Genomic DNA, 14,588 nt, shown 5'->3' on the forward strand with positions numbered 1-14,588 from the left:
AAATGAAAATAGCAATTATAGATTACGGCGCAGGGAATATTCAGAGTATCAAATTCGCAGTAAAACGACTTGGTTTTGAAGCTGTGCTTACAGATGATGCTGAAGAAATCAAATCGGCAGATAAGGTGATCTTTCCGGGAGTAGGAGAGGCGAGTAGTGCGATGAAGATGCTAAAGTCAACCGGATTAGATAAAGTGATTCCGCTTCTTAAGCAACCAGTTTTGGGAATATGTCTCGGGATGCAATTGATGTGTGAATATTGTGAGGAAGGAGATACGCCAGGATTATCGATCTTTGATGCGAAAGTGGTGAAGTTTGATAATACGGTTAAAGTGCCGCAAATTGGCTGGAATCAGATTTACGATTTACGATCAGATCTGTTTGAAGGTGTGAACGAAAAAGAATATGTTTATTTGGTGCATAGCTTTTATGTGAAGGAATGCGAAGAAACGATTTGTTCTACGGAATACGGAGTAGAATACACTTCAGCAATCAAAAAGAATAATTTCTACGGGGTACAATTTCATCCAGAAAAAAGCAGTAAAGCCGGAGAAAAGATTTTGGAGAACTTTTTAAAATTGGAAAAATAGAATATAGATCGCTGCGCTGTTAGATCTGAGAAAATAGATTAAAGAACCAGAATTAATTTTGAATGTTTAATTCTGAATTTTTGAATTAAAAAACTGATAGCTGAAGGCTAATAGCTAATAGCTCAATTAACTGTCAACCGTAAACTGTAAACTGAAAAATGCGTTTAATACCAGCAATAGATATAATAGATGGAAAGTGCGTAAGACTTTCTAAAGGTGATTATAACACCAAAAAAGTATATAATGAAAATCCGCTTGAGGTTGCGAAATCTTTTGAAGCTCACGGCATCGAGTATCTTCATTTAGTAGATCTTGATGGTGCAAAATCGAAGCATATTGTAAACCATAAAATTTTAGAAACGATAGCTTCTAAAACCAATCTAAAAATTGATTTTGGTGGCGGATTAAAAACCGATAAAGATCTCGAAATCGCTTTTGAATGCGGAGCAAAACAAATTACCGGAGGAAGTATAGCAGTAAAAGATCCGGAGACTTTTAAAAGCTGGTTAGAAAAATTTGGTTCAGAAAAGATCATTTTGGGCGCCGATGCTAATAATGAAAAAGTTGCTGTAGGCGGATGGTTAGAGGAATCTGAGAAGGAGTTGATTCCATTTATATCTGCATATCAAAAAGAAGGCGTAAAGTATGTAATTTGTACCGATATTTCTAAAGACGGAATGCTACAAGGACCTGCTTTTGATCTTTATGATCGTATTTTAAGAGAGAATCCAGAAATCAATTTAATAGCTTCGGGAGGAATATCGAAATTCGATGAATTATTAGAACTTTCTGAATTAGGATGTGAAGGAACGATCATTGGGAAAGCCATCTATGAAGGAAGAATCAGCTTAAAGCAATTAGAAAACTATATTCTAAACGACGGACAGTAAATTAGATTTTAGAACGCTATGCTGTTAGAAGTTAGATTTGAGAGATTAAACCTAAGAACTAAGAATTAGGATTTATTTTGAATGCTCAATTTTGAATTTAGAATGAAATGCACTAAGATTTCTCGACTTTATTTAATTACGCCTGCCTGCGGCAAGGCTGGCTCGAAATGACAAATAATTGAAAAGTAGCTGAAGGCTAAAAGCTGACTGCTGACAGCTAAAGGCTGATAGCAAAAAAAACGTATACTGTAAACTAAAAAAATGCTAACAAAAAGAATAATTCCCTGCCTGGATATAAAAAACGGAAGAACCGTTAAAGGTATTAATTTCGTTGATCTAAGAGATGCTGGTGATCCGGTTGAACTTGCCGCAAAATATGCTGAAACCGGCGCTGATGAGCTTGTATTTCTGGATATTTCAGCTACTGAAGAACGTCGTAAAACTTTAGCGAATCTTGTTTTGCGAGTGGCCGAAAAAGTAAACATTCCATTTACAGTGGGCGGCGGGATTTCTTCCGTAGAAGATGTTGATATTTTGTTGAAGAACGGTGCAGATAAGGTTTCGGTAAACTCTTCCGCAGTAAAAAATCCAGATCTAATTAATGAGCTTTCTCAAAAGTTTGGTGCGCAGTGCATCACTGTAGCTATCGATGCAAAACAGATAAGCGGTCAATGGATCGTTCATTTAGTTGGTGGTAAAGTTCCAACCGAACTCGATCTATTCGAATGGGCGAAAGAAGTAGAAAAGCGCGGTGCAGGAGAAATCTTGTTTACATCGATGAATAATGACGGTACTAAAGATGGTTTTGCTAATATTGCACTCAAGAAATTATCTGAAGATCTAAATATTCCTATCATTGCTTCGGGCGGTGCAGGTAATATTCAGCATTTTGTGGATACGTTTAAAGAGGGAAAAGCAGATGCGGCTTTGGCAGCAAGTGTTTTTCATTTTAAAGAAATAGAAATTCCAGATCTTAAAAAAGAACTGGCAGACCAGGGAATTCCTGTAAGAATATAAAATTATAGAGATGAATATCGATTTTGATAAAAATAGCGACGGATTAGTACCCGCAATTATTCAGGATGCAACTACGAAAAAAGTCCTGATGTTGGGGTATATGAATGAAGAAGCCTATCTGAAAACCAACGAAACGAAGAAGGTTACTTTTTTTAGCCGAACTAAAAATCGTTTATGGACCAAAGGTGAAGAAAGTGGAAACTTTTTGCATCTGGTTTCTATAAAAAATGATTGCGATAATGATACGCTTTTGGTGATGGTGAATCCGCAGGGACCAACCTGCCATAAAGGAACCGATACTTGTTGGGGCGAAGAAAATGAAGCTTCTTTTGGCTTTTTATCAGAATTAGAAGGCATTATTGCGCAGCGTAAAAAAATGAGCGAAGTAGAACCCGAATTGCGTGAGGATAAAGACTCGTATGTGGTTTCCCTTTTTGATAAAGGAATCAACAAAATCGCCCAAAAAGTCGGCGAAGAAGCTGTTGAGGTAGTAATCGAAGCAAAGGATGATGATGAAGATCTTTTCCTTAACGAAAGCGCAGATTTGCTGTTTCATTACCTAATTCTTTTAAAAGCGAAGGGCTACGGATTAAAAGACATTTCTAAAGTTTTAGAGGCAAGACACTAAATGAAACTGTACAGGAAAACGCATAAATCTGAAGCGCAGGTCGTTTTGTTTATCAACGGCCAGTTTCCTGAAAAAATGCCTTTGCTGGACGGTTTTGAGAAGATTTACTGTACAGATGGCGCATATTCCAAGCTTCTGCAAAACGGTATTCAGCCAGATTTGGTTTCTGGTGATTTCGATTCATTAGCAATTTCTGAAATTAATGCCGAAACCAAGATCGTTGAAACTCCAGATCAAAATGCTACAGATTTCGAGAAGATCTTAAAGATCATCATTGAAGAGGGTTTTAAAAGCGTCGCAGTTTATGGTTGCAGCGGCTTAGAACAGGATCATTTTTTAGGAAATTTGAATTCGATGCTGAAGCATAAAGATGAAATTGAGATTCGCTGTTTTGATGATTTTGGCTTTTATTTTTTTGCTGAAATGAATATCGAAATTATCGATTTTCAGGATGAAATTATTTCACTATTTCCTTTTCCTGAAGCCAAAAATATCTATTCTAAAGGTGTAAAATACCCTCTAAACGGCGAAGATCTAAGTATTACCACCAGAATTGGAACCCGAAATACGATCACGAGCGAAAAAGTACATCTAAAGTTTACTTCGGGCAACTTACTGGTGTTTGTACAATCAAAACAGGCTTGAAAAGTTCTGATTTTAAGTGAACTACCTCGGGGCAAGCCCAGGAGAAAATCATTGTAAACAAATTTTTAATTTCCAGGCAAGCCTCGGAGTATTAAACCCTTTGGCGGTGCCAATAAAAAAGCTAAAATCAGCAAAATTTTGATATCGTTTTTAGCTTTTTTATAGTCTTTGCTGAAATTGGATAATTTAGAAGCAGATTTTAAAAGTCTATTCTACAATCCTTAAATCTTTATGTTGACTTTGTGGTTGCTTCTAGAAATTGGTAAAGCAGCTACCCAATATTCGTTGATTTTCTTCAGTTTTATTTTTTTGCTATCGATAGTGATTACTGGTTCTTTTTCAGTTTTTATTTTAAGCTGAGTAGAATGTGTATCGCTGCTTCTGTTTTCAATAATTAAGTCGACCAAATTAAGATTCTTTGAAACTTTGATAGGCTCTAAGCTTGAAAAGCCGTCACGATCTAGCTCGATTCTAAAATTATTTTCAGTATTGATAATAGCAAACTTTTGGTTAATTCCATCTGCTGCGAAAACTTCAAAAGAGTCGACATTCGAGTTTAATTTTCCACCGTAAGCAATCCAGTCAAAAAGCGGATCTTTAGCCAAAATAGTTATTGCCATTCGTTTAATTGCGCCCATACCAAGATCTGCTTCGCCATCGTAAAACCAGGGACCACGCGGAGTTTTCTTTTTGATCCAGGTATCTTCGTACTGCGAAGACATAAATGCCCAACCTAAAGCGCCATCATTTTCTTCTCCAGGATACCAATACCCGTAATTATTTTCATTGGTTCCCGTATTCATTAAGGCGTACGAACTTAGATAACTTGCGTATCCCAATTGAAGCCAGTCGAAAGGATCTTCAGAAAAATTAAGAGCATAATCTAAAATTCCCCAGCCGCCCATTCTGGCCATATAAGAAAGCGTATGCGTATCTGAAGATGCAGTAAAATCTGATCCTAATAAGTAATATTTAGTCTCTAGCCAACCGCGGCAGGCAAGATTTGCATATAATTGCTTATCCATAAACGCTCGTGAATCTTCTTTTTCAACTTTTGGATGCGAATACCATTTTTCTAATTTCTTATCAAACCATAGATTTTCGTCTGTTGGCATCTCGTGGGTAGTGCCATATTTCGCGACAGCATAGCTGGTTTCAAAAGCAGTTCTATCAGTACTGTATTCAGATCGAAAGGGATATTTATCATCGTACACAAAATACTTTACCTTTTTTTGCCATTCACTTTCCAGGTAATCAGCATCTTTTTTTCGATTTTCTTCTTTTAAAACGTCGATAAGATCAAGAATAAAAAGTTCGTTATAACATCCCCATTTGTAGGTTTCGTACCAGGGTAGGATTTCGTAAGGATAATTAAAATAAGCTTTAGCCGTTTGGTAAGCACGCTCCAGGTATTCATCTGAATCTGCATAAGTGCTCATTTCAGGATACATTTTTGCGATTAGATACATATTGTAATACAACATCACGATGTGCGGATAATCGTAAGAACGCCAGATATTCATTTTATCAAGATTGCTGTTTTTTACGCCAGCTCTTAAAACAGGATCACGATCTACATACCAATTTGGCGTTCCGTAAATTCCGTAAGGATAAGGTTCTTCTTTATCTGTTCGCTGCAAACCGCCCCAAACAAAATTCTCGATATAATATTCTAAAGATTCAATTTCCTTTTTATCGGGATAAACACTGTTTTTTGAAGCTACATAAGGTGCCTTACAAAGTGCAGGGTCGTCACTCGCCAAAACATAACCCCACCAACCGGTATAACCATCGTTATTATCTGGCCCACGTAACTGCTTGTTCTTCATGTCGTAGATAGAGTATAGTCCATCGTACCATTTTTCGGTTTTATGCTGCTGTTTGTTAGTGATAAAATCGCTTCGTTTTTTTACCAAAGTTTCCAAATCTTCGGTTACAAAAAACTCTAAGTACGTTTTTCGATTTTTGTCGAAATAAATACTGAGTTTATTTTCACCGAGTTTCTGAAAGTTTACTTCATAAATAAAATGATCCTTTTTAGGCTCGCTTAGAAAGCTGATTTTCGTTTCTGAAGGAAATTCAGCAGTAATAGAATCGATTTTAGTTTTAGTATGTAAGGAAAATTTAGCAGGTTGATTTGCCGGAATCGTCATCCCCGGAACTACACGAACATCTATAAGATCATTCGCATAAATATGTTCTCGAAGCGCATCGTAACTTTTCGCGCTGTTGAGATTGAAGGAATACGAAATTGTATCGCCATTTTCGCCTTTTGGAGCTAATTGTGCTGAAGTTTGCGGTTGTCGCCAGGTTCCATTTTTGGTTTCTTCTTTTGTTTTTGCTGAATGAATAAACGCCAGATAATTACCACGTTCAGATTTAAAATATTCTAATTGTGTCCCTGGATTTACACTGAACAAATAATAGGGAGGTTCACCATTGGGTTTGGTGAAATATAAAAATGAACCATCACCAGAGATATAATGATGTTTGGTAAAATTCTGCTCAAAGATTTCATCTGGATTACTGCCGCCGGGTGCTCTCCACGGAAAATTAACCGCCAAATCACCAATCTTAACAGGAAAGTGCATTTGGTTAATGATATCGATCTTCCAGTTGAGCCCGTTTTCATTTAAACTAAACGTTTGTCTGGTTTCAAAAGGCATCCCACTTTCATAATCAGAATAAACGATAGTATTCTCATTATTTTCAACCAGTTTGGAAGCACCATAAGGTTGCAGCCATTCACCATTACCGATTTTGTAAGAAATAGCGAGGTTTCCTAAAAGCTTTCCGCCAGGAATTAAATTGGCGTCGTTTGGATCTTTGGTGTTTTTAAAAAGGTGAATTCCTCTTTGGTTAAAATTAAGCTGATAATTTCCAGCGGTAATTTCATTTTCCTGTCGGGAAAACGTGAAAAAAGGAATTAGAAAAAGTAGAAAGAAAAGGAGAGAGGATTTTAAAAGGCTCATTCAATTATTTTTAGAGAAACTTAGAAATCTAAATTTTATAAAAATAATTAGATGAGCCTGGGCAAATATTAGCCGTATTTTATAGTATGTATGCGATTATTCTGTCCAGCGTCCCATTTTACCGGCCTGAAAATCCTGATAAGCTTCTTCGATTTCCTGCATACTGTTCATCACAAAAGGACCGCGAGCCACTACAGGTTCTTCAAACGGAGTAGCGAAACCGAATAATAAAATGCTTTCTTCTTTTGCTGAGATTTGAAGTTTTGGATCGTTATTTTTAAATTCAGCTAAATGTCTTTCCTTGATCTCGGTGCCGTTTACTTCAAGATTTCCTTTGATAACATAAAAGAAAATATTTTGGGTAACCGGAATTTCAAGTTCTAAGTTAGCATCTGCCTCAAAAAATAAAGTAGATAGATTAATATCGGTAAAGGTTTCGAAAGCGCCTTTTACGCCAAGAAATTCACCAGAAACCACCTGAGCTTTTACTTTTTTATCTTCGGTAAATGCTACTGGAATTCCATCTTTTTGCAAGCCTATATATTTAGGTTCGGCCATTTTATGTTTTGCTGGAAGATTTACCCAAAGCTGAAGAATTTCAAGATCTCCGCCTTTCTTTTTAAATTCTTCCGAAGAAACTTCCGCATGAATTAGTCCGCTTCCTGCCGTCATCCATTGCACGCCACCACTTTCGATCACGCTACTGTGACCACCAGAATCTTTGTGAGCAATATCACCATCTAAAATAAAAGTCACGGTTTCCATCCCGCGATGCGGATGTGGCCCAAATGGGAGTCCGTTATTATTTTCAGGATAAACCTGCGGCCCGTGATGATTTAGGAAAATAAAAGGATCTATCATTTGCAGGCTTGCCGTAGGGATTGGAGAATAAGTTACCAGATCACCAATTGGACGCCATTCTGCCTGATGTATTTTCTTAATGCTACGCATATTCTTTTTGCATCTAAAGTAAAAAAAGATGTGATTTTTTATCGAATTTCGACCTTCAAATTAGCTAACATAAAAGTTAGTGCTAGTCTTTATTACGCACAAAAATGAGCTTGAATTTGCTGTTGTTATTGTTTTCGCGAGATTCGATTTCAAACTGATCTATAGAAGCGATCATTGGCGTAAGTTTTTGATAGCCGTAATTACGAGAATCGAAATTTGGTTGTTTTTTTTGGAGTAAACTACCTACGTCACCCATAAATGCCCAACCATCATCATCTGCAACATCAGAGATGGTATTCGATATAAATTTGATCACACGAGGGGTTAATCGGTCTACGCTTTGTTTTTTATTAGGCTTGCCTTTTAACGAACCAGGTTGTTCTTCTTCCTTGTCTTTATTTTTTAAGATTTCAAGATAAATAAAACGATCACAGGCCACGATAAAAGGATCTGGTGTTTTCTTTTCACCAATACCAATTACATTTTTACCGGCTTCACGCAAACGAGTAGCTAAACGTGTGAAATCACTATCACTGGAAACAAGGCAAAATCCGTCTACTTTATTAGAATATAAAATATCCATGGCATCGATGATCATGGCAGAATCTGTTGCGTTTTTTCCCTGTGTATAACCATATTGCTGAATAGGGCTAATAGCGTTTTCCAGCAGAACCGATTTCCATTTAGAAAGATGAGGATTCGTCCAATCACCGTAAATACGTTTTATGGTAGGATTACCATGTTTTGCAATCTCTTCCATCATTTCTTTAACGTATGCCGATGGAATATTATCACCATCTATAAGTACAGCCAGATTATTATCCATGTAATTGATTTTATGAAAACGAACTTTAGTTAATAGTCTAAGGCGTTTTATTAGAAAATTGCTTTTGCTTTCGAAGCTAGTCCTAAAGCATTAGATCTCGATTATCGAGTAAAGATAAAGTTTTAAAACAAAGCTGCATGAAATTGCAGGTTTTAGAGCCCATTCTTCAGAAGAATTTAACGGCTTGATTTAAAGCTAGACAGGTTCTACATGAATTAAGACATCTGCAATTTCAGGAATATCTTCCTGCATCTGGTCTTTCACCTTATGCGCAATATCATGGCCTTCCTTCACGCTCATATTTCCATCTACCTTTACATGAAGATCTACATGGAAAGTCATCCCGGTTTTACGAACAAAACATTTTTCAGTATCCAAAACACCTTTTACGCTGTAAGCCGATTTACGAATATCTTCGATAAGATCGTCGTACATATGCTCGTCCATAATTTCACCAAGTGCCGGTCTTAAAATAAGGTAAGCATTAAATAAAATAAATCCTGAAGCGACTAAAGCCGCCCAATCATCGGCACTTTCGTAACCATCTCCCATGATTAGTGCAATCGAAATTCCTATAAAAGCGGTTAAAGATGTAATGGCGTCACTACGATGATGCCAGGCGTCTGCTTTTAATGAAGAACTATTTGTCTCGTCACTTTTTCTGGAAACAAACCGATAGAAAATTTCCTTGATGGCAATGATAACAGCAAGTACAATTAAAGTGTAAGATTCTGGAACTTCATGCGGAGTCCTAATGTTCTCTATACTTTCATAAGCAATTACTGTAGCCGAAACGATTAAAAAACCAACCACGGCAAATGTGATTAATGGCTCTACACGACCATGCCCATAAGGATGATTATCATCTGCCGGTTTTGAAGCATAACGTAAACCAACTAACACCAAAAAAGAAGAAAAAACATCTGCGGTAGATTCTATGGCATCTGCAATTAAAGCATAGGAATTTCCAAAAAAGCCGGCCAGAAATTTTCCTACAGCAAGAAGTCCGTTACCGGCAATGCTTAGATAAGATGTTTTTATTGCTTCGTTTATTTTTTCGTTCATTTCTGAAAAGTAGGAGGGCAAAGTTACAAGCAAATCTGATATTGCGTAAGTTTTTATGTCATTTTTAATTTACCAATACTATTTTAAAGATTAAGAGTTGATTTCACCACCAGACAACAAAAAACCGTTCAAAAGTATTTTTAGTTTTCATCCAAACCAGGGGTGATCTTTTTTGCTGAATAAATGATTCGATTTGTGGATATATTTCTGAAAAAGAAAACCAAATGTCGTTTTTAGCCGGATCTACAGGCCAAAACTGCTTGCTTGGGCTAAAGAATTGTGATTGGCTGAACTCGTCTGACTTAAATTCAGTAAAATGAATCCAGAATCCGATGATACAATCATTATTTATTGAAGAAAATAATTTATTCTGAAGTTTTCTAGGAACAAATAAACTGGCTTTATAGCAAACTCGTTGTGCTATCGATTTTGTAGAAATATGCCTGCTATTTAAAATTTCTTTAGTGGTTTTCTTTTGAAGAAGTGGTAGTTGTTTAGATTTTAATTTTTCCACTTTTTCGAGTAAAGAATCTTTACGATTGGGGCCAATCCAACGTGCTAATTCCTCTTTGATGTTAGGATCGTAAACATAGAATTTATAAACCAGTTCTATGTGGATTGGTTGTCCTGTAGCTATTTTTTCTATGATGAAATCTAATTCACCTAATGTTTTTTTGTTCTGAATAATTTGAAGATTACCAATTTTTAATTCGTAATCTTCAGATTTCTGAATTTGGTACTCAAAAAATGCTTCGACTCGTTTACCAAGAACGAAAATACGCTCAAGTTTTTCTATAAGTAGGAGATCAGGATTTTGGTTTAGAGGTTTTGAAGGCAATACAAATGTCTCTAATCCAAATAGCTTCTGTTTTTGACTCCGTAGATTAGGAGTTTTTAGAAATCCGTTTATTTCGTCTAAAAGTGTGATAATTACAATTTAAAATTTTCTTGAAAATTGAAACGTTTTAGCCATTTAAGATTCATAGTTTAACGAATTATTAACTTTTTAAATCCTTCTATGGTGATTATCTGCTTAAGTCCTATAAAACTTAATTTGTTCAATATGAAGCATTTAAATATATGTATTTTTAAACGTTTTTTCTAAATTATCATCAATAAATAAATTTTTATGATATAAGTTTATTTGATTTTGTTGTTCAATTCATTTAAATTTAACATAATTATCAAAAAGTATTTAATAGAAATTCGACCATAATTTATATAAACATGAATTTTTTGAGAAACCTTGAAATTCTATATAGTTATGCGATATTTTTATTTTATCATTCTGATTCTGGTTAGTATACCCTTAAGTGCCCAAGTTGGCGTTGGTACAGATGATCCCGATCCTGATATGACTCTAGATATTAATGGGAAAGTGAAAATTAGGACTATCGATGATGTTTCAGAATTTTTAAGTGATGACAGAATCCTTTTTACTACACTTGCCGATGGCGAAGTAAAGCAAATAAGTCTTGAAGCTTTAATTTCTGACATAAATTCCAGTAATGTAAATACTACAATCGCAAAAGGACTTAAATCTAATGGAGTTACTTTATTAAGTGCTGCAACTTATGCGAATTGGCAAAGGATAGATTTTACTGGTAGTAATATAACAATTGATGAAGGACCACATTTTAGTACCGCAAACGACTATTATTTAGTTCCAGAAGATGGTATTTATGCAATTGGTTATTATTTTAGATATGGAACCGGTGTGCAGGCTAGTGTATTAAGTTCAACACCGCCAAAAATGGGGATTTTAAGATATCAACCTAGTATAACTACTTATACTGTTTTAGATCAGCGTGAATTTGCCGGAGTTAATTTGTCTATTGCGGCTAACATAACCATTAGTAATTCTGAGATTAATTCATTTTACAGATTAAATGCTAATGATCATATTTCATTTCATATTGATAGAAGTGGAGTTAATTTGAATTTATTGGGAACCAGTAAAGCAAATTTTTACGTGTATAAAATTTCAGATTAGATACAATTCGTAGGCTAATCAAATAAACTCTGTTATTTTTGAGTAAAATCAAGAAATGCAGAGAGTACGTTATTACTATCTTATAAAGGTACAGTATTTAGGTTATCGTTTACATGGCTGGCAAAAGCAGCCAAATTTAAAAACTGTAGAAGGTTTAATTACAAAAACACTTCGTTATGTAATGCCTAATGCCAAATATAAAGTTTTGGGATGCAGTCGTACAGATGCTATGGTTTCTTCAAATGGATCTGCTTTCGAGCTTTTTGTAGATGAAGAACCTTTAGAAAATCTGGAGGAATTTTTGGCACTTTTCAATCTTAATCTTCCGCAAGATATACGGGTAACCGATATAGAAGAGGTAGATGCGAATTTTAATATTATTCAGCATTCAAAAATTAAAGAATACGCTTATTTATTTTCCTTCGGAAGTAAAAACCATCCATTTTGCGCACCATTTATGGCGAATTTTCAGTTTGATCTTGATATCGAACTCATGAAAAAAGGCGCACAAATTTTCAATGGAACACATAACTTTAGAAATTACTGCGTTCGAGTTTCTGAAAAAAGCACTTTTGAGCGGGAAATTTTAAAGGCTGAAATTGTCGAAAATCAACTTTATACTGCAAATTTTTTCCCAGAGAAATCTTATGTTTTTCATGTTCATGGAAAAGGTTTTTTACGCCATCAGGTTAGATTGATGATGGGCGCTATAATTCAGCTTGGTCGAGGCGATTTTACTTTAGATCATATTGCGCAAAGCCTTAAGGAAGGCAATGATCATTTGCAAATGGATTACAGTGCCCCAGCAAGCGGTCTCATTTTAAACGATATGCATTTTGAGTAATTTAAATTATCAAGAAAGCTTAAGTTTCATTTTCGATAATTTTGAGGGCAATTTTAATATCGTTGTAAGGTATTGCTTCTTCAAAATGTTCAAAATAAGGTTTTAATTTATCGGGGTTGCCCAATTCTTTTTTTGCTTTTTTAACGGCCTCTAGATCGGCTTTGCCAATAAATTGTTTTAAATCGATATCTTCACCTTCATCGTAAAGTTTTACAAGATGAGACATAATGGTAATTTCTGATAGTTCTCGTTCTTTAGCGATTTCTTCAGGTGTTTTACCTTCAGCATAAAGCTCGCCGGTAATTTTATAGGTTTTGCTTTTTCTCTGCGTTTTTCGGGTGCGTTTTTGTTTAGAAAATGAGATAATTTCTTTAATGAAACGATAGCCATATTCTTCCATTTTCTTTCGGCCAACTCCGTTAATTAGCATAAAATCATCATCGGTCATTGGTCTGGAACGCTCCATTTCTTTTAAGGTGGCATCATTGAAAATCAAATAAGCCGGAATTTCTTCTTCCCTTGCAATTTCTAGCCTTAGTTGTCTAAGTTTCTCAAAAAGTGAATTTTCGGCAGCAATTTTTTCAGAAGAACTACTAGTTGAAGCACTTTGAATTTTACGATCTGGTGTTTTGGCTAAATGTACTTTCTTACCTTCAAAAAGTACATCTTTAGCGTGCTTAGTTAATTTTAAAGCATTGCCCTGGTGAAAAGCAATTTCAGCATAACCTAAATTTATAAGTTGTAAAATATATTGTTGCCAGTTGTTCCAGGAAATATCCTGCCCAACTCCGTAAGTTTTTAAACGATTGTAATTTTTGGATAAGGTATGTTCGTTTTGGCTACCACGTAAAACATCCACTACGGTAGTGATTGGTTCTTTTCCTTTTAAGCGATAGATACACGAAAGTGCTTTTTGAGCCGCTACTGTACCATCAAAAAATTGAGGCGGATTTTTACAAATATCGCAGTTACCACAGTCTTCCTGTTTAATTTCACCAAAATAACTCAGTAATATTTTTCGGCGGCAGGTTAGCGCTTCAGCATATTGCTTCATACGGTCTAATTTGGCTACCTGAATATCTTTATTCTTAGTATTTTCAGCAAATCGTTGTAATTGAACAACATCAGCATAACTATGAAAAAGCAAAGTGTCAGAAGGCAAGCCATCACGCCCGGCACGACCAATTTCCTGATAGTAACCTTCCAGATTTTTAGGCATGTTGTAATGAATTACCCAGCGAATATTCGATTTATCGATTCCCATCCCAAAGGCGATGGTTGCGCAAATAATTTCAGTCTTATCGTTTATAAAATCATCCTGAATTTTTTCACGTTCATCATGTTTTAATCCTGCATGATAAGCCTTTGCATCAAAACCTTTTTGCTGAAGTTTTTCAGCTAATTCTTCTGTATTTTTACGGCTTAAACAGTAAATAATTCCACTTTCGTTGGGACGATTTTTAATGAATTTCGCAATTTGCTCGAAACGTTTTATGCCCTGTCGAACTTCCAGACTCAAATTTTTTCGGTCGAAAGAAGAAATATGTTTTTCGGCTTCAGGAATATTAAGTTGCTGGCATATGTCGTGTCTGGTTGCCTTATCTGCCGTCGCAGTTAAAGCCACGATTGGCGTTTTAGAAAATCGCTTCTTTAAATAACCAAGCTGAGTATAAGCCGGTCTAAAATCGTGACCCCAACTCGAGATACAATGCGCTTCATCGATAGCGATTAGGCTAATGGTTTCTTCAGTTAAAAAACGATCTAAAACCTGTAAACTTTCCGGAGCAATATAAAGCAGCTTCAGTTCATTTTTGTCGATCTTCTGGAAAATACTTTCCTGGTCTGCAGCATCCTGACTACTATTTAGAAATTCGGCTTCAATTCCGTTGGCTTTTAATCCATCTACCTGATCCTTCATTAAAGCGATAAGCGGAGAAATAACGATGGTTAGTTTTGGCAAAAGAATAGCTGGTAGCTGATAACAAATAGATTTACCGCCACCGGTTGGCATAATTACCAGGTTGTCTTTTCCGTCGAAAATAGACTGAATAATTTTTTCCTGTAAGGGCCTAAAACTATCGTAACCAAAATATTCTTTTAACGTATTAAGCAGCTGCTGTTTCTCCATAAATGCAAAGTTAAAAAAGAAAGCAGCCTGTAAAAGCTG

The 14,588-nt window shown here is 35.6% G+C and carries 13 protein-coding genes; 7 read left to right on the plus strand and 6 right to left on the minus strand.

What is annotated here, in order from left to right; all coding sequences use genetic code 11:
- Positions 1-2 precede the first annotated feature (2 nt).
- The 5 genes from hisH to IIF7_RS17945 all read left to right on the plus strand — a co-directional run bounded on the left by hisH (position 3) and on the right by IIF7_RS17945 (position 3,770).
- The gene (gene hisH, locus IIF7_RS17925; RefSeq protein WP_084843060.1) at positions 3-590 is read left to right on the plus strand and encodes an imidazole glycerol phosphate synthase subunit HisH; all 588 of its coding nucleotides are present in this window, start codon (positions 3-5) and stop codon (positions 588-590) included.
- Between the two features lie 158 nt (positions 591-748).
- The gene (hisA, locus tag IIF7_RS17930) at positions 749-1,480 is read left to right on the plus strand and encodes a 1-(5-phosphoribosyl)-5-[(5-phosphoribosylamino)methylideneamino]imidazole-4-carboxamide isomerase (protein ID WP_084843061.1); all 732 of its coding nucleotides are present in this window, start codon (positions 749-751) and stop codon (positions 1,478-1,480) included.
- Between the two features lie 261 nt (positions 1,481-1,741).
- Positions 1,742-2,497, plus strand: a complete 756-nt coding sequence (gene hisF, locus IIF7_RS17935; protein ID WP_084843062.1) for an imidazole glycerol phosphate synthase subunit HisF — start codon at positions 1,742-1,744, stop codon at positions 2,495-2,497.
- A 10-nt stretch (positions 2,498-2,507) separates the two neighbouring features.
- A complete protein-coding gene (gene hisIE / locus IIF7_RS17940) occupies positions 2,508-3,125 on the plus strand; it encodes a bifunctional phosphoribosyl-AMP cyclohydrolase/phosphoribosyl-ATP diphosphatase HisIE (protein ID WP_084843063.1) in 618 nt (205 codons plus the stop codon).
- A complete protein-coding gene (locus IIF7_RS17945) occupies positions 3,126-3,770 on the plus strand; it encodes a thiamine diphosphokinase (protein ID WP_084843064.1) in 645 nt (214 codons plus the stop codon).
- A 221-nt stretch (positions 3,771-3,991) separates the two neighbouring features.
- On the opposite strand, the gene IIF7_RS17950 is transcribed toward IIF7_RS17945, so the two are convergent.
- The 5 genes from IIF7_RS17950 to IIF7_RS17970 form a co-directional block, all read right to left on the minus strand.
- On the minus strand, positions 3,992-6,742 hold the full coding sequence (locus tag IIF7_RS17950; RefSeq protein WP_084843065.1) for a DUF5695 domain-containing protein: 2,751 nt from the start codon (positions 6,740-6,742) through the stop codon (positions 3,992-3,994).
- 96 nt (positions 6,743-6,838) lie between these two features.
- On the minus strand, positions 6,839-7,693 hold the full coding sequence (locus IIF7_RS17955) for a pirin family protein (protein WP_084843066.1): 855 nt from the start codon (positions 7,691-7,693) through the stop codon (positions 6,839-6,841).
- A gap of 82 nt (positions 7,694-7,775) precedes the next feature.
- Positions 7,776-8,519 carry an NYN domain-containing protein gene (locus IIF7_RS17960; protein WP_084843067.1) on the minus strand — a complete coding sequence of 248 codons (744 nt, stop codon included), beginning with the start codon at positions 8,517-8,519 and terminating at the stop codon, positions 7,776-7,778.
- 195 nt (positions 8,520-8,714) lie between these two features.
- Entirely contained in the window at positions 8,715-9,584 is an 870-nt protein-coding gene (locus IIF7_RS17965; RefSeq protein ID WP_084843068.1) for a cation diffusion facilitator family transporter, read from the minus strand.
- A 103-nt stretch (positions 9,585-9,687) separates the two neighbouring features.
- A complete protein-coding gene (locus IIF7_RS17970) occupies positions 9,688-10,422 on the minus strand; it encodes a DUF1853 family protein (RefSeq protein WP_176218993.1) in 735 nt (244 codons plus the stop codon).
- Between the two features lie 426 nt (positions 10,423-10,848).
- On the opposite strand from IIF7_RS17970, the gene IIF7_RS17975 reads away from it, so the two are divergent.
- Together IIF7_RS17975 and truA are read left to right on the plus strand one after the other, a co-directional pair.
- Positions 10,849-11,577, plus strand: coding sequence for a hypothetical protein (locus IIF7_RS17975; RefSeq protein WP_084843070.1), 729 nt, complete (start codon positions 10,849-10,851; stop codon positions 11,575-11,577).
- Positions 11,578-11,632: 55 nt separating this feature from the next.
- Positions 11,633-12,421: a tRNA pseudouridine(38-40) synthase TruA gene (gene truA, locus IIF7_RS17980; RefSeq protein ID WP_084843071.1), complete on the plus strand. Its 789-nt coding sequence runs from the start codon at positions 11,633-11,635 to the stop codon at positions 12,419-12,421.
- 19 nt (positions 12,422-12,440) lie between these two features.
- Here the strand turns inward: truA and recQ are convergent, their stop codons facing one another.
- Positions 12,441-14,549 (minus strand): DNA helicase RecQ, encoded by a 2,109-nt coding sequence (gene recQ, locus IIF7_RS17985; protein WP_084843072.1) that lies wholly within the window; start codon positions 14,547-14,549, stop codon positions 12,441-12,443.
- Positions 14,550-14,588 lie beyond the last annotated feature (39 nt).

The sequence above is a fragment of the Zunongwangia atlantica 22II14-10F7 genome, assembly GCF_002094855.1.
Classification (GTDB): Bacteria; Bacteroidota; Bacteroidia; order Flavobacteriales; family Flavobacteriaceae; genus Zunongwangia; species Zunongwangia atlantica.

Excerpts from the sequence above, each read along its gene's own strand:
- hisH (WP_084843060.1), top strand. The coding sequence starts at position 3 with ATGAAAATAGCAATTATAGATTACGGCGCAGGGAATATTCAGAGTATC.
- hisA (WP_084843061.1), top strand. The coding sequence starts at position 749 with ATGCGTTTAATACCAGCAATAGATATAATAGATGGAAAGTGCGTAAGA.
- hisF (WP_084843062.1), top strand. The coding sequence starts at position 1,742 with ATGCTAACAAAAAGAATAATTCCCTGCCTGGATATAAAAAACGGAAGA.
- hisIE (WP_084843063.1), top strand. The coding sequence starts at position 2,508 with ATGAATATCGATTTTGATAAAAATAGCGACGGATTAGTACCCGCAATT.
- IIF7_RS17945 (WP_084843064.1), top strand. The coding sequence starts at position 3,126 with ATGAAACTGTACAGGAAAACGCATAAATCTGAAGCGCAGGTCGTTTTG.
- IIF7_RS17950 (WP_084843065.1), bottom strand. The coding sequence starts at position 6,742 with ATGAGCCTTTTAAAATCCTCTCTCCTTTTCTTTCTACTTTTTCTAATT.
- IIF7_RS17955 (WP_084843066.1), bottom strand. The coding sequence starts at position 7,693 with ATGCGTAGCATTAAGAAAATACATCAGGCAGAATGGCGTCCAATTGGT.
- IIF7_RS17960 (WP_084843067.1), bottom strand. The coding sequence starts at position 8,519 with ATGGATAATAATCTGGCTGTACTTATAGATGGTGATAATATTCCATCG.
- IIF7_RS17965 (WP_084843068.1), bottom strand. The coding sequence starts at position 9,584 with ATGAACGAAAAAATAAACGAAGCAATAAAAACATCTTATCTAAGCATT.
- IIF7_RS17975 (WP_084843070.1), top strand. The coding sequence starts at position 10,849 with ATGCGATATTTTTATTTTATCATTCTGATTCTGGTTAGTATACCCTTA.
- truA (WP_084843071.1), top strand. The coding sequence starts at position 11,633 with ATGCAGAGAGTACGTTATTACTATCTTATAAAGGTACAGTATTTAGGT.
- recQ (WP_084843072.1), bottom strand. The coding sequence starts at position 14,549 with ATGGAGAAACAGCAGCTGCTTAATACGTTAAAAGAATATTTTGGTTAC.